Source organism: Pseudomonas sp. 18173 (assembly GCF_050432945.1).
GTDB lineage: Bacteria > Pseudomonadota > Gammaproteobacteria > Pseudomonadales > Pseudomonadaceae > Aquipseudomonas.
The window spans coordinates 169,175-190,440 of record NZ_JBKFTN010000007.1; the positions used below are offsets into that span (position 1 = coordinate 169,175).

The window sequence follows — 21,266 nt, forward strand, 5'->3', positions numbered from 1 at the left end:
ATAGAACTTTAATCAAGAGCCATTGCACATGTCCGCTCAGCCCCCTTCCGCCATCGAGCTTGAGATTGCCCGGCGCTACGACCAGGAGCACGCGCGCGTCTGCCTTCAGCCGCAAGCACCGGGCCTGGCCGGACGATTGGCGCTCTGGCGTGAGGAGCGCCTGGTGCGCAACGCACTCAAGGTCGCCGGCGAGCCGGGGCTGATCCTCGACGTGGCCTGCGGTGTGGGGCGTTTCTGGGCGGTGCTGGCCGAGCATGCCAATCGGGTGATCCTTGCGACGGACCCGTCCCAGGACATCCTCGATCATGCCCGTACACATCACCCGCAGAGCTTGTTGAAGCGGATCAAGACCTTCCAGAGTTCCGCGTTCACGATCGGCTTGTCGGAGAACGCGGTCGACTGCATTTTCTGCATGCAATTGTTTCAGTGCCTTGCCAACCCGGAACACCGCCTGGCGATGCTGGGCGAGTTTTACCGGGTCAGTCGCGATACGGTCATTGTCTCGGTGCGCCTCGACGGTCGTTTCAAGGGTGGGCGTTCAGGCGTGGAAGGGCCGTTGCCGAGCAAGGCCGAAGTGGAAAGCGAGTTCAAACAGGCGGGTTTCCGTTTGCTCAGCCATCAGGACTTCTTGCCCGGTTGCGCGCGGATGCGGATCTACGTGCTGGGTAAGACCAGCTAGCCCGACTTTGTCGGACTATTCTTTATGTCACGCAGTAATTTTCGCTAACGCTCTTGTTCAGTGGATGCGCGGAAATCGCCGGGGGCGATATATACTGCGCGCCATTCTTCAAGGGAGAGCCGTGTGGCCATCGATATTCACTGGATTCGCGACAACGATAGCCTCGGACAGTTGTGTGCCGAGTGGCAGCAGTTGCCATTCGTTGCCCTCGACACCGAATTCATGCGGGTCGACACCTTCTACCCGATCGCCGGCCTGCTGCAGGTTGGCGATGGCGAACGCGCCTACCTGATTGATCCACTGACCATCGACAACTGGAAACCATTGGCCGCATTGCTGGAAAACCCGGCCGTGGTCAAGGTTGTCCACGCGTGCAGCGAAGACCTCGAAGTCCTGCTGCGCCTGACCGGCAGCCTGCCGGCGCCACTGTTCGATACGCAACTGGCTGCCGCTTACCTGAACCTCGGCTTTTCCATGGGTTATTCGCGGCTGGTGCAGGAAGTGCTCGGCATCGACCTGCCCAAGGGTGAAACCCGTTCCGACTGGCTGCAACGCCCGCTTTCCGAAACCCAGATCAGCTATGCGGCCGAAGATGCCGTGCATTTGGCTGAGGTCTTCGTAAAGCTGCGTCCCAAGCTGTCTGACGACAAATACGCCTGGGTCCTGGAAGACGGCGCCGAACTGGTGGCCAACCTGCGCCGCGAGATCGACCCTAACGAGGTCTATCGCGATGCCAAGCTGGCCTGGAAGCTGTCCCGCGCCCAACTCGCCGTTTTGCGTGAGCTCTGCGCCTGGCGCGAAAAGGAAGCGCGCGCCCGTGACCTGCCGCGCAACCGGATTATCCGCGAGCATTCGCTGTGGCCATTGGCGCGCACGCAACCGGACAACCTCGGTGCCCTGGCGAAAATCGAAGACATGCACCCGCGTACCGTGCGTCAGGACGGCAAGTTTCTGCTTGATCTGATCAAGCGCTCTGGCAGTGTGTCGCCTGATCAATGGCCGCCGGCCGTACCGGAGCCATTACCGGTGGACGCTGCCGTGCTGCTCAAGCAGCTCAAAGCCATTGGCCAGGCCGAAGCCGAGCGCCTGAACATTGCGCCGGAACTGATGCTGCGCAAGAAAACCCTGGAAGCGCTGCTCAAGAGCGGCTTTCCCGATGGTCCCTACCAATTGCCTGATTCGCTGCGTGGCTGGCGCCGCGAATTGATGGGCCAGGCGCTGCTCGACAGCCTGGCCACCGCCGGAGAACAGCCTTGAAACGTATTTGCTCCATCTACCGCAGCTCGAAGAGAAATGAAATGTACCTGTATGTGCTCAAGAGCGACGCTCTGGAGCGTGTGCCGGATGCCCTGATGGCCGCCTTCGGCAAGGCCATCCATGCGTTCGACATGGTGCTGACCCCTGAGCGCAAGCTGTCTCGCGAGGACATTGCGGTCGTGCTGGAAAACCTTGAAACACAGGGTTATCACCTGCAAATGCCGCCTGCCGAAGACGAGTACATCGAGCACTTGCCGGAAGAGCTGTTGCGTCGCAACGATCCGATGTGAGCGGCAGACAGGCTCTGTTCAGCGTGGTTATGAAACACTGATTGATTTTAGCGATGGCAGCATCGACGGAGCACCGCTCTGTCGGCGGTCGTCTGCACCGTTTTTGAAAGGTTTGAAGCATGCGCGTCCTGATTGCTGAACACGACCACCCCGTGTACGCCCAACTGTTGCGCGAGGCGGCACCGGATCTGGAGGTGCTGACCAGCGGTGACTCCGCCGAACTGGCCAGTCAGGCCGCCGATTGTCCGGTGTGGCTCGGCCAGCCTGATCTGCTGGCGACCCTGTTGCGCCAGGGCCATCAACCGCAATGGCTGCAATCGACCTGGGCCGGCATTACGCCGCTGTTGGCCGATGGCTTGCCGCGGCACTATCGGCTGACCCGTGCAGTCGGCATCTTCGGCCAGGTCATGGCCGAGTACGTGCTCACCTATATGCTCGGTCACGAACGCGAAGTGCTGGCGCGACTGGTCAGCCAGGTCGAGCGCAAATGGGACAGCCGCCATGGCCAGAGCCTGGCGGGGCGCAAGGTGCTGATCGTCGGCACGGGTGATATCGGACAAAGTGTCGCGCAATTCCTCGTGCCGTTTGGCGTCGAGTTGTATGGCGTTGCCAGCAGCGCGCGGGAGCAGGCACCGTTTATCGAAGTCGGTTCGCTGGCGGATCTGCCACGGCTGGTCGGCAAGGTCGATTACGTGGTCAATCTGCTGCCGAACACGCCGGACACCCACGATATCTACGACGCGGCGCTGTTCAGGCAATTCAAGCCGACCGGGTTGTTCATCAACGCCGGGCGCGGTGTGGCGGTGGTCGATGCGGATCTGGTGGACGCCTTGAAGGAAGGGCACCTGGCGGGGGCGGTGATCGACGTGTGCCGTCAGGAGCCATTGCCCCAGCGTCATCCATTCTGGACGGCCTGGGGCCTGCTGCTGACCGGCCACAGTTCGGCCCCGACTTCGCCGTCGATGATGGTGAAGCTGTTTGTCGAAAACCTGCGGGCGTATCAGGCGGGAGAGGCGTTGCGCGGGGAAGTGGATTTCGATCGCGGGTATTGAAAGCTCCGCGCTCAAACTGTGGGAGCGGGCTTGCTCGCGAAAGCGGAGTGTCAGTCGACAATTACAGTGACTGAAACCCTGCATTCGCGAGCAAGCCCGCTCCCACATTGGTTTTGCAGTGTGGCTCAGAGGGTGAAGTCACCTTCAGCCGCCAGCTCGCTCAATGGACGACGCGGGCTGGGCTCTTCACGGGCTTGCAGGTAGTCCGCCAGGCTTGCCTTGTCTCCCAGCTTGCCCACTGCGACAGCGGCGTGCAGGGCGTAGCCTTCAGGAATGTTCAGCTCCTTGCGGGTCAGCTCCTGATCGAAGCCGGCCATGCCGTGGGTGTGCCAACCGCTCAGGCTCGCCTGCAAGGCCAGATGGCCCCAGGCGGAACCGGTGTCGAAGGTGTGCCACAGGGCCGGGGTTTCTTCGGTGGCGCCAGGCGCGACGAAGGTGGTTTTCGAAATCACGATCACCAGGGCCGAAGCATGTTGCGCCCAGCTGCGGTTGAATTCGTTCAGCAGGCCCAGGTAACGCTCCCAGTTCGGCGTGTCGCGACGTGCGTAGAGGAAGCGCCAAGGCTGCGAATTGTAGGCCGACGGTGCCCAGCGAGCGGCTTCGAAGAAGCTCAGCAGGGTTTCCTCCGGGATCGTTTCACCCGTGAAGGCGCGCGGCGACCAGCGATCGGTGAATTGAGGGTGAATGGCGTAATCGGCAACGCGTGGGTTGGCACTCATCAATAGATTCCTTGCTACGTTTGAAAGTGGGAGCGACGCAAAACCCTACTTGTCAGCGCAAAAACTGACAAGCCCGTTCTACCGACAGTCGCCAATGCTTGGCCCGAGGGGCTTCGGGCACTAGACTGGCGGCCTTTTCACCACCTGATGTCGATGCTCGAACCATGGCCGCCAAAGTAGAACCGTTCTGGAAACGCAAAACCCTCGATCAACTCGATCAGGAGGAATGGGAGTCGCTGTGCGACGGCTGTGGATTGTGCTGCCTGCAAAAGCTTGAGGACGAAGACGACAACAGCGTTTATTACACGCGCATCGCCTGCAAATTGCTGGACCTGAAAACCTGCCAGTGCACCGACTATCCTAACCGTCGTGACACTGTGCCGGACTGTATCCAGCTCACGCCGGGCAAGGCCGACGAATTCAAATGGCTCCCGCCGACCTGCGGCTATCGCCTGGTCAGCGAAGGCAAGGACCTGCCGCTGTGGCATCACCTGGTGTGCGGTGATCGCGATGCCGTGCATCACGAGCGGATTTCCCAGTCCGGGCGCATGCTCGCCGAAGGCAGCGTGCCGGAGGACGATTGGGAAGATCACCTGATTTTCCGAGCAGGCTGACAGACTGACGTTCAACGTTTCACGAAGGAGTGTGTATGGCTGTGGGATGGCGGCAGGCGTGGGGTGTTGGATTGCTGGCCCTGAGTTCGCCCCTGTGGGCAGCGAACAAGGTCAATCTGGATTATCACGTGCACCTGTTGCCGCAGACCGATCAGGCCGAAGTGCGCTTGACGCTCGCCCAGGGTGCGGCGGTGCGCAGCCTGGACTTCGACCTCGGCGACGGCAGCCGCTACAGCGATTTCAAGGCCGACGGCCAATGGCAGCTGACCCCCGGCAAGGCGGCGCGAGGTGTCTGGCGCCCGACGGCTGACAAGGCCAGCCTGACCTACCGCGTGAGTATCAGCCACGGGCGCAGGAACGGCAGCTTCGACACGCGCATGACGCCAAACTGGGCGTTGATGCGCGGCGAAGATCTGGTACCGGCGGCCAGGCTCGATCAACAGGACGGCATCGAACTGGTTTCACGCCTTGAGTTCGAGCTGCCCGCTGGCTGGAAAAGCGTGGAAACCGCGTGGCCACGCATCGGTCAGAACAAATTCCGTATCGATAACCCTTCCCGACTGTTCGACCGGCCCACCGGCTGGATGCTCGCTGGCCAGCTTGGCAGTCGCCGTACGCGACTGGGCGAGACCCAAGTCACCGTCGCCTCGCCACTGGGGCAGGGGATGCGCCGAATGGATGTGCTGACGCTGCTGACCTTCGTCTGGCCGCAAGTGCAGGCGCTGTATCCGCGTCACCCTGGCAAACTGCTGATTGTCGGGGCCAATGATCCAATGTGGCGCGGCAGCCAGTCGGCGCACGAGTCGATCTACCTCAACAGTCACCTGCCGTTGGTCAGCGAAAGTGGCAGCAGTGCCCTGGTCCGTGAGTTGGCACAGGTGTTCGGGCGGATCAAAGGCACGCAGCGCAGTGACTGGATCAGTGAAGGCCTTGCCGAGTATTACGCGATCGAACTGGTGCGCCGGGCCGGTGGCATGAGCGATGAACGCTACGAGACCCTGCACGGCAAACTGATCAGGATGGGCCAGAAAGTCACTACGCTGCGCGGTGAGCGGATCAACCCGGCGCAGGTGGCCAGGGCGGTGGTGTTGTTGCAGGAACTGGATCGCGAGATTCGCCTGAAAACCCATAACAAGCGTTCGCTGGACGACGTGTTGCGCGGGGCGATGCGGCAGGGGGATATCGATACCAAGGCGTTTGTTCAGCTCAGCGAGAGCGTGATCAATGGGTCTTCGAAGGTGCTCAGTACCGAGTTGATTCAGTAATACCGTCATTCGCGAGCAAGCCCGCTCCCACATGGATTGCGCTGAACCTGTGGGAGCGGGCTTGCTCCGGGCGGCGTTCCGACGAAGAGGCCGGTTGCCTCAGCGCAAATCCGGATTCAAACCCCGGCTTTCGGCTTGCCGGTAACGCTGGCGGTTTTGGTCGCCGCCTCGGCGTTGGCCTTCAGCGTCTTCAGTTCCTCACCCGCCCGCTGGATCTTCGCCCGCACGTTGTTCATGTCCTGACGGCCTTTCTCCAGCAGGCTTTTCGCCGAGCTATGGCCGGTAATGCCACGCGCCAGGGCTACACCGCCGATGGCCACCTGGATCAGGCCAAAGATCCCGCCACGACGCAGGCCCTTGCCCACCATCACCACGCCGCCAGCTACGGAGCCAATGCGTTCCCAGCCCTGCACGTTCTGCCCGGAGGGGCTCTGGAACGGGGTGGATTCGATACGCTCGACGGGTTTGAGTTCGCTCATGGTCTGTCTCCAGGCTTCAGTGATCGATAGACAAGCTGACTGCCCGGGCAGGCCGCTCGTTCAATCGGATGTGTGGCGATTCAGCGGAATTTTGGCCCGGAACGGGTATTGAGCCCCTTGGCCATGCGGTCGTAGAGCACGACGTTGACCGTGGCGGCCAGGTTCATGCAACCGGTGGTCGGAATGTAGACCACGTCTTCACACCAGTCGCGAATCTCTTTGTCCAGCGACCCGTCTTCGGGGCCGAAGATGTAGAGCGCGCGATCCGGGTGGGTGTATTCCGGCAAAGGGCGAGCGCCTTCGACCAGTTCCACGGCGACGGGCACACAATTGAGGGGCAGGATTTTCTTCAGGTCGTCGATGCCGATCAGCGGGATGTCGTAGTGCACGCGCTTGGTATCGGTGACGAAGTCGGCGGCGCGCTCATAGCGCTTGCCGGTGTAGAACACCGACGCCACGCCATAACAGCCAGCGGCTCGCATCACGGAACCTACGTTTTCCGGTGATTTGGGGTTATACAAACCAATGCAGCTGTACCGTTTGTCTGCCACGAGCGGGGTGCCTTTCGGGAAAAAAAGCGCGATTATACGGGGATTGGGGGAGGGCGGGCAGATTCAAGACTTGTGGTGTCTGAACCATTGCTATCGCGGGCAAGTCGAATCGTCGCACCGCCGCTCCCACAGTGATATGTGGCGTTCACAGAACCTGTGGGAGCGGGCTTGCCCCGGGCGGCGTTCCGACGATGAGGCCAGTTCAGGCACCAAAGAATTTCAGTCTTCTTTTTTCATCAACCCGGCCAGGGCGGCAAACGGGTTATGCGTGGCCTTGGCGATTTTCGGCGTGCTCAGCGAGCCTTCGTCGAAATACTGCTGGTCGGTATACCGCGAGTGCTCGTTGTCGTGGCAGTACAGGCACAACAACTCCCAGTTCGAGCCGTCCTGCGGGTTGTTGTCGTGGTTGTGGTCGCGGTGGTGCACCGTCAGTTCGCTCAGGCGCTTGCCGGAGAACTCACGGGCGCAGCGGCCGCAGACGTGCGGGTACATCTTCAGGGCCTTGTCGCGGTAGCCCATTTCCTTGTCGCGCTGGTTGTCGGCGAGGATGCGATCCAGCTTGGACGTGTTGGTCGGGGTGGACGAACTCATGGGTTCACCTTTGCAGAAAGACTAATGACGGTATTAAGCGAAGTTTAGCTCAGCCCTTGAGCTTCTCGGCAATCCAGATGGTGTGGCGGGTGCCCTTGTTGCCGTGGGCGAAGACCTGTACCTCTTCAGCCTTGAAGCCGGCTTTCTTCAGTTTGTCGGAAAATTGCCGGTCCGCACTGGCCGACCAGACCGCCAGTACCCCTTTGGGGCGCATGGCCCTAGCACAGGCGCTCAGCCCCGCGGCGGAGTACAGCCAGCTGTTGGCTCTCTGGGTCAGGCCTTCGGGCCCGTTGTCGACGTCGAGCATGATGGCATCAAAGCCCTGGGGTTCGCCTTGCAGGACTTTGGCCACGTCCTCCATGCGAATCACTGTCCGCGGGTCGAGCAGTGGATTGCCAGCCTTCTCGCCCAGCGGTCCACGGTTCCACTCAACGACACCGGGCACCAGTTCGGCGACTACCACTTCGGCGGTCTTGCCCAGGTGCTTGAGCGCCGAAGCGAGGGTGAACCCCATGCCCAGGCCGCCGATGAGCACCCGAGAGTTGGATCGCCCGGCCACTTTGCGACACGGGATCTCGGCCAGGGCATCTTCGGAGCCATGCATGCGCGTGTTCATCAATTGTCCGCCATCGCCACCCTGGATCTTGATGACGAAATCCTCGCCGTATTCGAACAGGCACAGGGCTCCGCCGTTTTCAGGAATGGGGGCGGTGTCCAGCAGAACGAAACGTTTCATGGGGCTCACTTGAAGAAAATTGGCTGCACAGGGGGAGGGCAAACAGACGCAGTTGGGAGTAGCCTGTTTATGACGACAAGGCCAACGGAGCCATTGATGAAGCGCACCATTCTAACGGTCATTGCCCTGGCCGCGCTCTCGATAACTGCAGTGCAGGCTCAACAGCTGCAATCGATTCCCGTAAGCCCCGTGCCGGCACCCGGTTCGCCCGGCACTGCGACCCCCACCCCGTACCCGCAAATCAGCCCGGTGCCTTTACCTAAAGTCGGCCCCGGCAGTAGCGGCCCGCCGTTGGTGCCGATTGAAATGCCCAGCCCGCCGGCCAAGGACCAGCCAATACCGGGCCTGGAGCCCAATCCGCCGAAAATCAAGTCGCCGGGTGGCTAGACCTGCTGCGAAAGCAGCTGACCGTCAGCCATGCGCAGGCGTTTGGAAAGGGACACGGCAAGGGCGCGGATGATCTTGGCGGCGATTTTCGGTGCGTCGTTGAGCATCTTTTCCAGCGAGTCCTTGCCCAGGTTGAGCAGCTGGCAGTTGCTGGCGGCCACGCAACTGGCCGAGCGCCGTTCGCCGTCGAGCACGGCCATTTCCCCGAACGAACGGCCGCTGCGCAACGTGGCGATGGTGACTCGCTGCCCGTCAGCGTTGGTTTTCTGCACCGCCACCTGACCGGTATGGATGATGCACATGAAACTTCCGGCATCACCCTCCTGGAAAATCTCCTCGCCCTGGGCAATGGTGCTGATACTGAAGTAGCCCGAAGCCGCGGCGAAGTCCGCCGGCAGCAGTTGATTGAACAGGCCGCAATCCATCAGCCAGTCGCGAATTTCGTTGTTCAGAAAAGTTGGTTCAGACATGTCGTCACGGTCTTTATTGTGATTGTTGCTGACTCGTATTTGAAATTACCGCCAATCCCCTGTGGGAGCGGGCTTGCTCGCGAAAGCGGTGTGTCAGTCAACATCTCTGCTGAATGTTATAGCCCTTTCGCGAGCAAGCCCGCTCCCACAGGTGTTGTATCGGCCGCCGGTGTACGCAATTAAGACCGGCACACTGCGCCAGGTTCCTCAGGCAATGCCCAAAACCTTGAATAAAAATGCATATTCGAGCGCTACGTCACGCAATCCCTGATATCGACCGCTCATCCCGCCATGCCCGGCACCCAGTTCTGTCTTGAGCAGCAGTGGCTGGTTGTCGGTTTTGGTCGCGCGCAGTTTCGCCACCCATTTGGCGGCTTCCCAATACTGCACACGGCTGTCGTTGTAACCGGCGATCACCAGGGTTGCCGGATAAGCTTGCGCGGTGACGTTTTCATACGGGGCGTAGGCCTTGATCCGATCATGGACGTCCGGTTCTTCAGGGTTGCCCCACTCGTCGTATTCCGTCACGGTCAATGGCAGGTCAGGGTCGAGCATGGTGTTGAGTACGTCGACGAACGGCACTTCGGCGATGGCGGCGCCAAACAGCTCCGGCCGTTGATTGAGCACTGCGCCGATCAGCAAGCCACCGGCGCTGCCGCCACTGATCGCCAACTGCGGGGCCGTGGTAAAACCCTGGGCGATCAGGTGCTCGGCGCAGGCGATAAAGTCACTGAAGGTGTTGTGCTTGTGTTCCTGCTTGCCGGCGCGATACCAGGCTTCCCCCAGTTCGCCGCCGCCACGCACGTGGGCAATGGCAAACGCCATGCCGCGATCGAGCAGGCTCAGGCGCGCATGGGAAAACCATGGGTCGAGGCTTTCGCCATAGGCGCCATAGCCGTAGAGGTACAGCGGCACGGGTTTGCCCAGGTCTGTGCGCTTGATCACCAGGCTGATGGGCACTTGCGTACCGTCCGGCGCAGTGGCCCACAGGCGCTGGCTGACGTAGGCATCGGCATCGAACGGGCCGAGCACCGGGGTTTGCTTGAGGACTTTCTGCTCGCCCGAGGCCAGGTCCAGTTGGCGGATTTGCGCCGGACGGTTCAACGCTTCGTAGCGCAGGCGAATCCGCGCGCTTTCGAATTCCAGGCTGTTTTGCACATGCAGGCTGTAGGCCGCATCCGGCAGTTGCACGCGATAAGGCGCCAGGCCTTGCGGATGAACCTCGATGACCGGCAAGCCGCCGACCCGCAGGCTCAGGGTCATGGCTCCGGTGTTCAGGCTGATGCCGTCGATCATCACCGTGTCGCTGTGGGGGATCAGGTTCTGCCAGTCGGCTTCGGTCGGCACCGCGCCGGTATCGACGGCCGTGTACAAGGCGAAATTGATACCGTCACGGTTGCTGCGGATGAACCAGGTCGATTGGCCGTCGAGTGCGCCGTGGTCGATGTCGTACTCATGATCCTCGACCCGTGGTGCCAGGCAGGTGAACGCCTGCTGGGGCTGGGAGGCATCGAGGACCCAGACTTCGCTGGTGGTCTTGCTGCCCACCGACAGCAGCAATTGCTGTTCGGAGCTTGAGCGGTAGCAATGCATGAAGAAGCGACCGTCCGGCTCATGGAACACTTCTTCGGCCGCCGTGCCGTCCAGCCGATAGCGGTACAGCTTGTGCGGGCGATGGGTGTCGTCCAGTTCGCCAAAGAACAGCGTCAGGCTGTCGTTGGCCCAGGTCATGCTGCCGTCACAGTCCTGGAATTCCAGCTCGCTGATGCGGCCGTCGGACAGTTCCTTCACGAACAAGGTGTAAATCTCGTCGCCACTGGCGTCGATGCTGTAGGCCAGGCGCTGATGATCCGGACTGATACTGAATGCGCCCAGAGAAAAGAAACCGCCGTTGGCCAGTTCGTTCGGATCCAGCAACAGTTGTTCGCGGCTTTCGTCGAGGGTCAGGCTGTCATCGGCCGGACGCGGGCAGCGGTAGTGCCGGGCGTATTCATCGCCCGCCGTGGTGCGGGTGTAATACAGGTACGGTCCCCACGGCGAGGGCAGGGACAAGTCGGTCTCGAGAATCCGCCCCTTGATCTCCTCGAACAGGGTTTCGCGCAGCCCGGCCTGATCGGCGGTCTGCGCTTCCTGATAGCGGTTTTCGGCTTTCAGGTAGTCGAGCACTGCATCGGTGTCGCGCTCTTGCAGCCAGGCATACGGGTCGGAGCCATCAGCCCTGTGGGCAATCGGAGCGTCGCAAGTGTTGGCGGATAGGGGCATGAAGGACTCTCGAGCAGTGTACGGAATAGGGACTTCGCAAACTGTGGGAGCGGGCTTGCTCGCGAAGGCGTCGGGTCAGTCAATATCATGGTTGAATGATAAGCCGCATTCGCGAGCAAGCCCGCTCCCACATGGACAACGCCCAACAGTCAGGCATTGATGCAGCCTGACGGGCGAAAAGCCGTTATCATAAGCGCCTCTTTGCCTGCCTTGCCATGGACACCATGACCGAGAACGACTATCTGATCGCTTGGGGCCTCTACGCCTTTGCCGCTTTGGGCTGCCTGTTGGTGTGGATGCGCTTGACCCGCTGGATGTGGCGCTGGCTGCGTGAACCGCTGCGGCTGGTGATGGCCGTGTTGCTGTTCAGCCCGACCATCATCGACCCGGTCAAGGATAAAGTCGCACCGGCCGTCGCCATTACTGCGCTCGACCTGCTGTTCAAGGTCGGCAACAACGCCTGGCGGGCGATTTCCGATCTGTTCATGTACGGCATGATCGCATTCGGCCTGTATCTGGTGCTGGTGGCGATCCGTTTCCCCATCGAACGCGCCTCCAACGCCCGCAAGGAACGCGAGGCTGCCACCAAAGCCGCCGTCCGTGCCGACGAGCCTGAGCACGATCAACCGTTTGGCGGTGCCGGCGATGATCGTTACGGTCGTCCACCCGTGCCGAGCAATCCTCAGCGGATGCGGGTCGAACCCCGTTTGTAACCTTGCCCCCTGCGATTGAGCGAGAGTCCGAGCATGTGTGAGTTATTGGGCATGAGCGCCAATGTCCCGACCGATATCGTGTTCAGCTTCACCGGGCTGATGCAGCGCGGCGGACGCACCGGCCCGCACCGCGATGGTTGGGGCATTGCCTTCTATGAAGGCCGTGGGCTGCGGCTGTTCCAGGACCCGGCGGCAAGCTGCGAGTCGGAAGTCGCGAACCTGGTGCAGCGCTATCCGATCAAGAGCGAAGTGGTGATCGGGCACATCCGCCAGGCCAACGTCGGCAAGGTCTGCCTGTCCAATACCCATCCATTCGTCCGTGAGCTGTGGGGCCGCAACTGGTGTTTCGCCCATAACGGCCAGCTGGCGGAGTTTCAGCCAGCGGCCAGTTTCTATCGCCCCGTGGGTGATACCGACAGCGAAGCGGCGTTCTGCGATTTGCTCAACCGTGTGCGTGCGGCGTTCCCCGAACCGGTCGAGGTCGAAGAACTGTTACCGGATTTGGTCGCCGCCTGCGCCGAATACCGCAGCAAAGGCGTGTTCAACTGCCTGCTCAGCGATGGCGACTGGCTGTTCTGCTATTGCTCCACCAAGCTGGCGCAGATCACCCGTCGTGCACCCTTTGGCCCGGCACGCTTGAAAGATGTCGACGTGATCGTCGACTTTCAGGCCGAAACCACGCCCAACGATGTGGTCACCGTCATCGCCACCGAACCCCTGACCGAAAACGAAACCTGGACCCGTTACGAACCGGGTCAATGGAGCCTGTGGCGATGCGGCGAATGCGTCAGTCAGGGCACGACCGAATAAGGACTCCTTGCATGTTGCTCAGTTATCTACGGCTGGTGTTGTTTGCGGCGGGCCTGTTGATCGGTGTCCAGGTGCCGGGCTTCATCGGCGATTACGCCAAACGGGTGGAAGCCCATCTGATCGAGGCGCAGGCCGGCTTGAGCGGCTTTCAGAACACTGCCAATCAGTTCTTCAAAGGTGACATGCAGGCCCTGGTAGCCCATTACCGCGCCAGCGAAGACCCGATCTTTCGCAGCGACGCCGACAGCCTGAGCAACCTGCTGACCCGCCAACTGGCGCTGGACAAGCAATTCCAGGCAATGCAAGGACCCTGGTACATCCGCTTCCTGCAAGTGGTGCTGGCCGCCGATCCGGATATCCGCAAGGAAACCTGGAATGGCTACAGCTACCAGATCCTGTTGACGCCCGAAGCGATGGCCTGGGGCATGAGCGGCGCCTTGCTGCTGTCGTTTGGCCTGGAATGCCTGTTCCGGTTGATTGACTGGGTGGTGCTGGGCGGCAAGCGTCTGCGCCAGAGCCGACCGATCGAAGAGCGGGATTTGCGCGGCTTGTAACACCGTCGAACGTCAGGGAGCCGGCAAGCCGGCTCCCTGCCTGATTACCAATCTATCGAATAGGTCAGGCTCAAGGTACGGCCTTCGGCATTGGGGAACGGCGCTTTGGCGTTGGCCTGGGCGAACAGGTTGACGTACGTGCGGTTGGTCAGGTTGTACACCCCGCCTTCCAGACGACCGACCGGCAAGTACACGGAGCCGAGGAGGTCCACCAGCGTATAGCCTTCGATGTCGCGCCCGTTGTTGTCCTTGGCGGCAGCGTCGTAGCTGGCCAGGTGCATGCCTTGCAGACGCAGGCTGTAGTCGTCTTCGGCGTAGCCGACGAACAGCGTGGTCTTGGCCGGTGAAATGCGTGTCGCCGGCAGATCGATCCATTTCCCGTTCTGCTCGGTCTCACCCTTGGCCCAGGCATAGGTGCCACCCAACGACCAGTGATCGGTCGCGCGGTAGGTCAGGCTGTTTTCGATGCCGCGAACCCGCTCTTTCTGGTTGATCAGACGCAAGACACGGCTGTTGGCATCGTAGAACTGGGTCACGTCCGAGGTGTTTTCGTAGACGGTGACGTCGGCCTGCCATTTGTCCCAGTCACCGCGCCAGCCCAGCTCGTAGCTGTCGACCTTGATGGCCTGGGCGTTGAGGCTCTGGATGTCGAAGGTGCTGCTCACGTCACGCAGGAAGCGCTGGATATCCGGCAGCGAAAAGCCCTGGCTGTAATTGGCGAAGACGTCCTGATGTTCACTCAGGTGATAGACCGCGCCCAGGTTATAGAGCGTAGCGTCGTATTTGAGGGTGTCCCCGGGCAGGATGGCGCGTACGCCGGTCTGCACGATCTGACCGTAGGCGATGCTGTCGGAAACCTCGCTTTCGATCCATTCGCGGCGTACACCGCCACGCAAGGTCCAGTCTCCAATGTCCCAGGACATCTGCCCGAACAGCGCCTTGGTGGTGGTTTCGATATCCGGGCCCATCTCGTAAGTGGTGCCGGTCTTGGTGTAGGTCAGCCCATTGAGGGTGTATTGGTCACCGCGTTGACGGGAGCGTTCGTGATCATAGTCGGCACCCCAGACCAGATTGCCTGTGGCGCTGCCGATGGCCGGCAACGGCGTGTCGATGGCCGCACGCAGGCCATAGACATCCTGCACGCTGTTGTTGTCGGCGATCCCGGCCTTGCCCCGCGACAGGTCCGGGAAGAACAGCGCGTCGGCCCGGCGCCAGTAGCTTTCCAGTTGCAGGCCCTGGCCGTAGAAGTCGTTGTCGGAGTAGTTGAGGTTGGCCGCCTGGTTATGGGTGTAGGGCTGGTCGTCGAGTTTCAGCCCCTTGACCGCCACGGCTTCCTGCAGGTTTTTCGGGTCTTTTGTGTAGCCGGTGTCCTGCTGGTCCTTGTAGTCCTGCAGCGACAGGCTGAGTTTTTTGTCGGCATCCAGTTCGTAGCCGAAACGACCTTGCAGGTCATAGGTTTCGGTGTCCATGTTGCTGCCCTGGGAGGTGTCCTGAGGGATGCGATTGCCGTTGCCGTCGAATTGATCGTTGCGCTGGGTCAGGTCAGCGGAAAGGTACCAGTCCAGGGCATCCTTGCGCCCGGTCACACTCTGAAAGGCCTCGTAGGCGAAGCCCTTGCTGTTGAGGTTGTTACCGCTGGTCAGGCCCAGTTTGCTGCTGTAGGCAAGGTCCTGACCCTGGTTGCGCTTGGTGATGATGTTGATGATGCCGCCCGATGCACCGGCTCCATAAATGCTGCTGGCGCCGGAAACCACCTCGATGCGTTCGATACTGGCCGGTGCGATGCTGTTGAGCTGGCGGAAGTTGTCACGCGTGGCGTTCTGCGACACGCCGTCGATCAACACCAGCATGTTGCGCCCGCGCAGGGTCTGGCCGAAGTTGCTCATCCCGCCGCTGGACGGCGCCAGGCCGGGAACCAGCTGCCCCAGGATGTCGGAGACCCGACGCCCGGCGCCACTCTGTTGGCGGATCTGTTGTTCGTCGATCACCTGGACCGAGCCTGGAATCGAGGCAATGGTTGCTTCGCTGCGCGTCGCGGAAACGACGGTGGCCTGCATGTTCAATGTGCCGGGTTGCTGGTTGGTGTCCTCGGCCCAGGCCTGGGCGCCGACGGAGCCGAGCAATGGGATCAACAGGGAAAGTTTGGTTCGGGTCATGAGTTGGTCTTTTTTTTAGTCGTGATAAGTGTGGGTAGATACGATTGCCGGGCCGGGTGTGGTGGTGAACGAGCGCACCCAGCGGATCCCGATGGCGGCCAGTGCGTAGGTCAACGCCACCAGCCAGAAACTGTGGGCCAGCCCGACCAGCCCCATGCCGATCCCGCCGAGGACGGTACCGAGCAGGGCGCCAGCCTTGGCCGCGCTGTTGCCCAGGCCGAGGGCAAAACCCTGCTGGCTTGAGGACACGGTGTTGGCGATCAGTGCATAGGCAACGGGAAGCAGTGCGCCTTGCCAGATGCCCCAGACCAGCCGGCTGACGAGAAAGCCCAGCCATTCGTTGGCCAGTGCCGTGGCGGCCAGCGTCAGGGCGCAGAGCCAGGCAACGCCTTCGATGACGCGCAAGGTGTAGGCGGGCTGCCAGCGGTCGAACAGACGCCCCCACAGCGGTGCGCTAATGGCCAGGGTCGCGGCGCTCGCCGCGTAAGTGGCACCGATCAGCCAGCCCGGCGCGTGCAGAATGTCGGCGACGTACAGCGCGTAGAAAGGTTGCGGCATTATCTTCGCGGCTTGAATCAGCACGATCACCAGCAGGATTCCACCGAGCCAGCCTTTAGGCAGGGCCACCGGTGCCACCGGTTTCTTCGTCGAGACTCGCGCCTTGTCGGCCGGCAGGAAAAAACTCCCCAGCGCACACAGCAGGCAAATCGCCGCCGCGCCATGACAGAGCAGGGCAAACCCCGAGATGTCCATCAACCAGCCGCCCAGTATCGGGCCGATCAACGAGCCGACGGCGGTCGCCGATTGCAGGCGGGCCAGGGTGTGACCGCGCCGGGAACTGTCGCAGCAGGCCAGGGCATAGGCTTGCGCGGCGGCGAGAAACCCGGCCAATGCGCCTTGCATCACGCGAATGCCCACCAGCAGCCACGGGTCGAGGGTAATCGCCGCCAGCCCCTGGCACAGCGCAAGTGCAAGCAACGCCCGAACGATCATCGGCTTGTGCCCGGTTCGATCACCCAACCGCCCCCATGCTGGCGTGAGCAGCATGGCCGCGAGCATCGGGCCGGCATAGACCAGCGCCGATAGCAACGCGGTGTAGCCGGCACCCTCTGGCCCAAGCAGATGCTGGATCTGCAATGGCCAGAACGGGCCGCTCATTTCCATGGCGCCCATGGAGACAAACTGGATGACGATCAGCAGCCGCAATGCACGGCCATCAGCGAGCATCGGCGTTGGTTCGCAGCGGATTGCTCAGGCGACCGACGATGTCGGCATGGCTGTCGTGCAAGCGCATGCGCATGAACGATTTGGCCGGCCAATCCTGTTCCAGCAGGGCCTGACGCTCGCTTGCCCAGCGTGCCGGTTCGACGTGCTCGCGCACATGCTCGAAGCACTGTTCGACGTGCCTGGCCAGGCGCTCCCAAAGGATACTTTCCGGCACATTCCAGTGGCGGGCGCAGAGCAGCGTCAACTCACCGAGGTGGCACATGAACGTGGTGTGCAGGAGCTTGTCGCGGACAAAACCGGCGTCGTCGTACAGGGTCATTTTCGGATCGTGCAGCTGGATATCCATACCCTTGGCGTGCAGGGTTTTGCGATCGATGCGAATGTCACCGAAGTCACGCAGCAGCAGCCGGTTCAACTGCCCGTCAGCACCCATCACCATGAAGCTGTTTTGCTGGTGTGCTTCGAACGCCACGCCATACATCAGGTAGATGCCCAGCAGGCTCGGGACGGCAATCGACAGGTAATCATCGAAGAACGCCAGCATGGCCTCGCTGTCGTCACGGCCCTGAGCCAGTTGCACCCAGTCACGCAGCAACGGCTGTTCGAATTCGTTGACGGCGAACAGGCTGCCGACCGGCACGGCCAGTTCGCCTTCTTGCAGCAGCGTCAGCGGGTTGTCGCGGTACAGCACGGCGGCATGCCGGGACCGTTCGTCATTGGCCGGTTGTGGTGCGTAGTGCACGCCAATGCGCTCCGGCACGATGTTGAGCAGGCGCTGAATCTGCGGTTCATGGTCGAGAATCTGCAGTATCAATTGGCTGATGCGCGGTCCCATCCGGGCCGAGCGTGGCGACACGGTGCGCTGTACGCTGGTCAGTCGCAAGGCCACTGGCAGCTTGACCATCGGCGCAACGCGGCTCGCCTCAGGTACAACCGTGCGGAAGGACATGGTCGGGTGACCGGTGAAGGCAACGATGTCGGTGACGATCAGCAGGTTGTCGGCGATCTCGTTGGCGAACGATTCGGGCAGCTCTTCCTTGGCTTGCCATGGATGCGACGGCAGTGGGAGGTAGTCCGTTACCTCCAGGCCCCGTTGCCGCAGATGTTGCTGCAATTGTTCGGCGGCCTGCGGGAAGTGGCCCTGCCACCAGTCCTGGTAATCGGCGGTGCCGGCCAGTGATTCGACATGTGCGCACTGACGGTGCAGGGCGCACAGCACAATCGGAAAACTCGCTTCGAATTCCGGCGAGAAAGCGATGACCTGCGCAGCGCTCAAGCCCAGTTTGGTCTTGTAGTTCGGATGCCAGGGGTGGCCGAGCGTGCCCCATTGTTCCAGCAATGATGTCGGGTTCTGGTGGTCCGGGCTGGCTTTGAGCCAGGCAAGCAGATTGTCGTCATGCTCGGTGTCGATCTGCTCTCTCAGGCGCTCGGTCCATCCATGGTGGAACGCCAGGCACAGGGTGTCGTTGCTGTAGCTGTCGTCCAGCTCGCGGGCCAGACGTTCCAGTACCTGCGGGGAGGCGGGCGGGTTGAGCCGGGTGCTGAGGTGTGCGAGCAGTTCGCTGGGCAACTGGATTTTGTGGGGCAGGCTGTCGGGGGTGTGCAGGACGATACTGCCACGCAGGTCCCAGCTGTTCATTCTTCCGCCCGACAGGTGATCGAAGCAAAGGTGCGCACCGTCGCCAAGTGGCAGCCGGCAACGTCTGTCGGGGTCGTATTGGCAGGCATCGGGATTGATCAGACCTTCTCGAAACAGCGCCTGGATCAGGCGTTGGAAGCAGCGCTGGGCGGCGGGCTCCAGGGCATTGCTCAAATGGTCGAGGGTGATGCGGTGGGACTGGAAGGCAGGAGTGCCGAGGGCTTCACTCCAGTGCGAAAGCAATTGCTGCTGTTTTTGCGTGTAAGCGCGCATCAAGTCCGACTCCTTCAGGACAGTGGATTAGCTGAATGCGCGCAGAGAATACCTTTTAAAAACAATAATGCAAATGATAGTGATTATTATTAGTGATGTAGGAATCTCCTTTCAGAGGCTGGCCAGGGGTTTGCTCAAAATCATGTAGTGCTCGCCCACTTTCTGCGCATAGTGCTCCACTACGCGCTGACACAACGTCACGATCTCCTCGCCCCACTCAACGCCCACCCGCCACGACACCACTACCTGCAAGTCGGGTGGTCGCTGATCGATGTCCAGCAAGGTCAATTCGCCGCGCGCCAATTCCTCGGCCACCAGCACCGGTGGCAAGGCGCCGATACCGAAGCCATCGCGCAACAAGCGGGTAATCGCCGACACCGAATTCACACAATTGAGCCGCGGCGCCAAAACGCCATTGGCCTGCATCAGGGCGAGCACTTCCTGATGCGGATGGGAGTTTTTCGAGTAGGTGATGATCCGCTCGTTCGCCAGATCGGCGACGCCTGAATACTCGCGGTTGTACAGGGAGTTGCTGGCGACGATCCAGCCCATGGGATGGCTGGCCAGCTCCAGGCTGCGCACGCTTTCCTGACGCAGCAGGTCGGTCTGCAGGATCACATCGAGAAAGCCTTTTTGCAGCTGATCGCAGAGGTTGAGCGAGGTATCGGCCACCAGTTCGATTTCCACCAGCGGGTAGTGATCGGTCATCTGCGCCACCAACGGGCTGAGCCAGGTATGGATCACCGTGTCCATCACGCCGATGCGCATCCGTCCGGCCTTGCTCGAACGGGTCTCGATCGACTGCTTGAGTGCCTGCATGGTGTCCATCATCTGCTCGGCGTAATCGAGCACTTTGAGACCTTCCGGCGTCAGGCTCACGCCGCGTGAGTCACGCAGGAACAGCTTTACCCCGAGCTCGCCTTCAAGCACGGCGATGCGGCTGGAGATCGAGGCCTGGGTGGTGAAGAGCTTGTCTGCGGTGAGGCGAAAACTCTTGAGTCGGGCGACCCAGACAAAGGTCTCGAGAAACTTCAGGTTCATGGGATAAAGATTTCTTATGTCTAAGGCGGGTTTTTATTAGTTGGACGCAGCAGGGGGGCGCATCCAAGAATCGACGCATCCGGTTCCCACGATAGGCGTCGTCGGGGCTCAGAACAATACCAATAAAATCAGCGCGGAGATTTGCCATGAGTGCGCCCGACACCACTGCCATTCCGAAAGCCTCGGCCCGCCCGGGACCTTTCGACTGGTACCGCAACATCAATCAGCAGGAACGCCGCACCTTCTGGAGCTGCAAGATCGGCTATGGCCTGGACGGCATGGACACCCAGATGCTCAGCTTCGTGGTGCCGACCCTGATCGCCATGTGGGGCATCACCACAGGTCAAGCCGGGCTGATTCATACCAGCACGCTGATCGCTTCGGCCATCGGTGGTTGGGTGGCAGGGATTCTGTCCGACCGCATCGGTCGTGTGCGCACCTTGCAACTGACGGTGTTGTGGTTTGCGTTTTTCACCTTTCTTTGCGGCTTTGCCCAGAGCTACGAGCAGCTGCTGATCGCACGGACCCTGATGGGCTTCGGCTTTGGTGGTGAATGGACGGCCGGCGCGGTACTGATCGGTGAAGTCATTCGGGCCCAGGACCGCGGCAAGGCGGTTGGCATGGTGCAATCCGGCTGGGCGCTGGGTTGGGGGCTGACCGCGATTCTGTATGCGCTGCTGTTCTCGGTATTGCCACCGGAAGACGCCTGGCATGCGCTGTTCATCCTCGGCATCGTGCCGGCAATCTTCGTGATCTTCGTCCGCCGCCTGGTCAAGGACCCGGAAATCTACCGTCAAGCCAAAGCCAGGCAGGAGCCGAGTAGTCCGTCGAAGTTCTACGAGATCTTCGCCCCCGGCATGCTCTTCACCACGATTCGCGCTTCGTTGCTGACCACCGGCGCGCTGGGCGGTTACTACGCGATCACGTCCTGGCTACCAACTTTTCTGAAAAACGAGCGGGGTTTGAGCGTACTCAATACCAGTGGTTATCTGGCGATGGTGATCGTCGGTTCCTACGTGGGTTATGTCATCAGTGCCTATTTGACTGACATCCTCGGACGCAAGAAGAACTTCATCCTGTTCGCCGTCGGCTCGTTCACCATTGTCTTGCTGTACACGCAAATGCCGGTCAGCAACGGCGTGATGCTGTGGCTGGGCTTTCCGCTGGGCTTCTTTGCTTCAGGGATCTTCAGTGGCATGGGCGCGTTCCTGACCGAATTGTTCCCCACGCGCATTCGCGGTTCGGGCCAGGGCTTTTGCTACAACATCGGCAGGGCGCTGGCGGCATTGTTCCCGCTGCTGATCGGCTTGCTCAGCCAGACCGTTCCGCTGAGTGTGGGCATCGGTGCCTTTGCGGCGGTTTCCTATGGCGTGGTGATCCTCGCGGCCCTGAGCCTGCCGGAAACCCGTGGCAAGCAACTCGACGCCCAGTAACTGATAACCTGCGGGCGCGTCTTACAGATATGTCCCGCAGCAAAAAAGAATAAAGCCTACAGGAGTGT

The 21,266-nt window shown here is 61.2% G+C and carries 22 protein-coding genes; 11 read left to right on the forward strand and 11 right to left on the reverse strand.

Annotation, left to right across the window (positions count from 1 at the left end):
- The first annotated feature begins 28 nt into the window (after window positions 1-28).
- The 4 genes from ACLD1X_RS10770 to ACLD1X_RS10785 all read left to right on the forward strand — a co-directional run bounded on the left by ACLD1X_RS10770 (window position 29) and on the right by ACLD1X_RS10785 (window position 3,278).
- Window positions 29-679 carry a class I SAM-dependent methyltransferase gene (locus tag ACLD1X_RS10770; RefSeq protein WP_429367440.1) on the forward strand — a complete coding sequence of 217 codons (651 nt, stop codon included), beginning with the start codon at window positions 29-31 and terminating at the stop codon, window positions 677-679.
- Between the two features lie 123 nt (window positions 680-802).
- Window positions 803-1,936 carry a ribonuclease D gene (gene rnd, locus ACLD1X_RS10775; protein WP_429367442.1) on the forward strand — a complete coding sequence of 378 codons (1,134 nt, stop codon included), beginning with the start codon at window positions 803-805 and terminating at the stop codon, window positions 1,934-1,936.
- Window positions 1,933-2,226: a YcgL domain-containing protein gene (locus tag ACLD1X_RS10780; RefSeq protein ID WP_429367444.1), complete on the forward strand. Its 294-nt coding sequence runs from the start codon at window positions 1,933-1,935 to the stop codon at window positions 2,224-2,226. Before rnd ends, ACLD1X_RS10780 begins: the two co-directional genes overlap by 4 nt.
- 119 nt (window positions 2,227-2,345) lie before the next feature.
- Window positions 2,346-3,278: a D-2-hydroxyacid dehydrogenase gene (locus tag ACLD1X_RS10785; protein ID WP_429367446.1), complete on the forward strand. Its 933-nt coding sequence runs from the start codon at window positions 2,346-2,348 to the stop codon at window positions 3,276-3,278.
- A gap of 125 nt (window positions 3,279-3,403) precedes the next feature.
- On the opposite strand, the gene ACLD1X_RS10790 is transcribed toward ACLD1X_RS10785, so the two are convergent.
- Window positions 3,404-3,997 (reverse strand): nitroreductase family protein, encoded by a 594-nt coding sequence (locus tag ACLD1X_RS10790; RefSeq protein ID WP_429367448.1) that lies wholly within the window; start codon window positions 3,995-3,997, stop codon window positions 3,404-3,406.
- Between the two features lie 164 nt (window positions 3,998-4,161).
- On the opposite strand from ACLD1X_RS10790, the gene ACLD1X_RS10795 reads away from it, so the two are divergent.
- Together ACLD1X_RS10795 and ACLD1X_RS10800 are read left to right on the forward strand one after the other, a co-directional pair.
- On the forward strand, window positions 4,162-4,611 hold the full coding sequence (locus tag ACLD1X_RS10795; protein WP_429367450.1) for a YcgN family cysteine cluster protein: 450 nt from the start codon (window positions 4,162-4,164) through the stop codon (window positions 4,609-4,611).
- A gap of 35 nt (window positions 4,612-4,646) precedes the next feature.
- On the forward strand, window positions 4,647-5,876 hold the full coding sequence (locus tag ACLD1X_RS10800) for a hypothetical protein (RefSeq protein WP_429367452.1): 1,230 nt from the start codon (window positions 4,647-4,649) through the stop codon (window positions 5,874-5,876).
- 116 nt (window positions 5,877-5,992) lie between these two features.
- Here ACLD1X_RS10800 and ACLD1X_RS10805 read toward each other — a convergent pair whose 3' ends face one another.
- The 4 genes from ACLD1X_RS10805 to ACLD1X_RS10820 all read right to left on the reverse strand — a co-directional run bounded on the left by ACLD1X_RS10805 (window position 5,993) and on the right by ACLD1X_RS10820 (window position 8,233).
- Window positions 5,993-6,355, reverse strand: a complete 363-nt coding sequence (locus ACLD1X_RS10805) for a YgaP family membrane protein (RefSeq protein WP_429367454.1) — start codon at window positions 6,353-6,355, stop codon at window positions 5,993-5,995.
- 80 nt (window positions 6,356-6,435) lie between these two features.
- Entirely contained in the window at window positions 6,436-6,906 is a 471-nt protein-coding gene (locus ACLD1X_RS10810; protein WP_007911337.1) for an RNA methyltransferase, read from the reverse strand.
- Window positions 6,907-7,125: 219 nt separating this feature from the next.
- On the reverse strand, window positions 7,126-7,497 hold the full coding sequence (locus ACLD1X_RS10815; RefSeq protein WP_007898702.1) for a YajD family HNH nuclease: 372 nt from the start codon (window positions 7,495-7,497) through the stop codon (window positions 7,126-7,128).
- A gap of 49 nt (window positions 7,498-7,546) precedes the next feature.
- The gene (locus ACLD1X_RS10820; protein WP_429367458.1) at window positions 7,547-8,233 is read right to left on the reverse strand and encodes a spermidine synthase; all 687 of its coding nucleotides are present in this window, start codon (window positions 8,231-8,233) and stop codon (window positions 7,547-7,549) included.
- A 96-nt stretch (window positions 8,234-8,329) separates the two neighbouring features.
- On the opposite strand from ACLD1X_RS10820, the gene ACLD1X_RS10825 reads away from it, so the two are divergent.
- Window positions 8,330-8,620 carry a hypothetical protein gene (locus tag ACLD1X_RS10825; protein ID WP_429367460.1) on the forward strand — a complete coding sequence of 97 codons (291 nt, stop codon included), beginning with the start codon at window positions 8,330-8,332 and terminating at the stop codon, window positions 8,618-8,620.
- Here ACLD1X_RS10825 and ACLD1X_RS10830 read toward each other — a convergent pair.
- Together ACLD1X_RS10830 and ACLD1X_RS10835 are read right to left on the reverse strand one after the other, a co-directional pair.
- Window positions 8,617-9,090: a cyclic nucleotide-binding domain-containing protein gene (locus tag ACLD1X_RS10830; RefSeq protein WP_056721336.1), complete on the reverse strand. Its 474-nt coding sequence runs from the start codon at window positions 9,088-9,090 to the stop codon at window positions 8,617-8,619. The genes ACLD1X_RS10825 and ACLD1X_RS10830 overlap by 4 nt on opposite strands.
- A gap of 207 nt (window positions 9,091-9,297) precedes the next feature.
- Complete coding sequence (locus ACLD1X_RS10835) at window positions 9,298-11,352, reverse strand: S9 family peptidase (protein ID WP_429367462.1); 2,055 nt, start codon at window positions 11,350-11,352, stop codon at window positions 9,298-9,300.
- 215 nt (window positions 11,353-11,567) lie between these two features.
- Here ACLD1X_RS10835 and ACLD1X_RS10840 point away from each other — a divergent pair, with 215 nt between their 5' ends.
- Genes ACLD1X_RS10840 through ACLD1X_RS10850 form a run of 3 tightly spaced genes read left to right on the forward strand, consistent with a single transcriptional unit; the run spans window position 11,568 to window position 13,429 of the window.
- Window positions 11,568-12,065, forward strand: coding sequence for an MFS transporter (locus tag ACLD1X_RS10840; RefSeq protein ID WP_429367464.1), 498 nt, complete (start codon window positions 11,568-11,570; stop codon window positions 12,063-12,065).
- A 33-nt stretch (window positions 12,066-12,098) separates the two neighbouring features.
- Window positions 12,099-12,875: a class II glutamine amidotransferase gene (locus ACLD1X_RS10845; protein ID WP_429367466.1), complete on the forward strand. Its 777-nt coding sequence runs from the start codon at window positions 12,099-12,101 to the stop codon at window positions 12,873-12,875.
- Between the two features lie 11 nt (window positions 12,876-12,886).
- Window positions 12,887-13,429 carry a DUF2937 family protein gene (locus tag ACLD1X_RS10850; protein WP_413423858.1) on the forward strand — a complete coding sequence of 181 codons (543 nt, stop codon included), beginning with the start codon at window positions 12,887-12,889 and terminating at the stop codon, window positions 13,427-13,429.
- Between the two features lie 44 nt (window positions 13,430-13,473).
- Here the strand turns inward: ACLD1X_RS10850 and ACLD1X_RS10855 are convergent, their stop codons facing one another.
- From ACLD1X_RS10855 to ACLD1X_RS10870, 4 genes are all read right to left on the reverse strand, one after another.
- Window positions 13,474-15,585 carry a TonB-dependent receptor gene (locus tag ACLD1X_RS10855; protein ID WP_429367469.1) on the reverse strand — a complete coding sequence of 704 codons (2,112 nt, stop codon included), beginning with the start codon at window positions 15,583-15,585 and terminating at the stop codon, window positions 13,474-13,476.
- A 15-nt stretch (window positions 15,586-15,600) separates the two neighbouring features.
- Window positions 15,601-16,812, reverse strand: coding sequence for an MFS transporter (locus ACLD1X_RS10860; RefSeq protein WP_429367471.1), 1,212 nt, complete (start codon window positions 16,810-16,812; stop codon window positions 15,601-15,603).
- Entirely contained in the window at window positions 16,802-18,724 is a 1,923-nt protein-coding gene (locus tag ACLD1X_RS10865) for an IucA/IucC family protein (protein WP_429367473.1), read from the reverse strand. The genes ACLD1X_RS10860 and ACLD1X_RS10865 overlap by 11 nt, the downstream gene beginning before the upstream one ends.
- Window positions 18,725-18,835: 111 nt before the next feature.
- Window positions 18,836-19,765, reverse strand: coding sequence for a LysR family transcriptional regulator (locus ACLD1X_RS10870; protein ID WP_429367475.1), 930 nt, complete (start codon window positions 19,763-19,765; stop codon window positions 18,836-18,838).
- 146 nt (window positions 19,766-19,911) lie between these two features.
- Here ACLD1X_RS10870 and ACLD1X_RS10875 point away from each other — a divergent pair, with 146 nt between their 5' ends.
- The gene (locus ACLD1X_RS10875) at window positions 19,912-21,198 is read left to right on the forward strand and encodes an MFS transporter (RefSeq protein WP_429367477.1); all 1,287 of its coding nucleotides are present in this window, start codon (window positions 19,912-19,914) and stop codon (window positions 21,196-21,198) included.
- The last annotated feature ends 68 nt before the right edge of the window (window positions 21,199-21,266 follow it).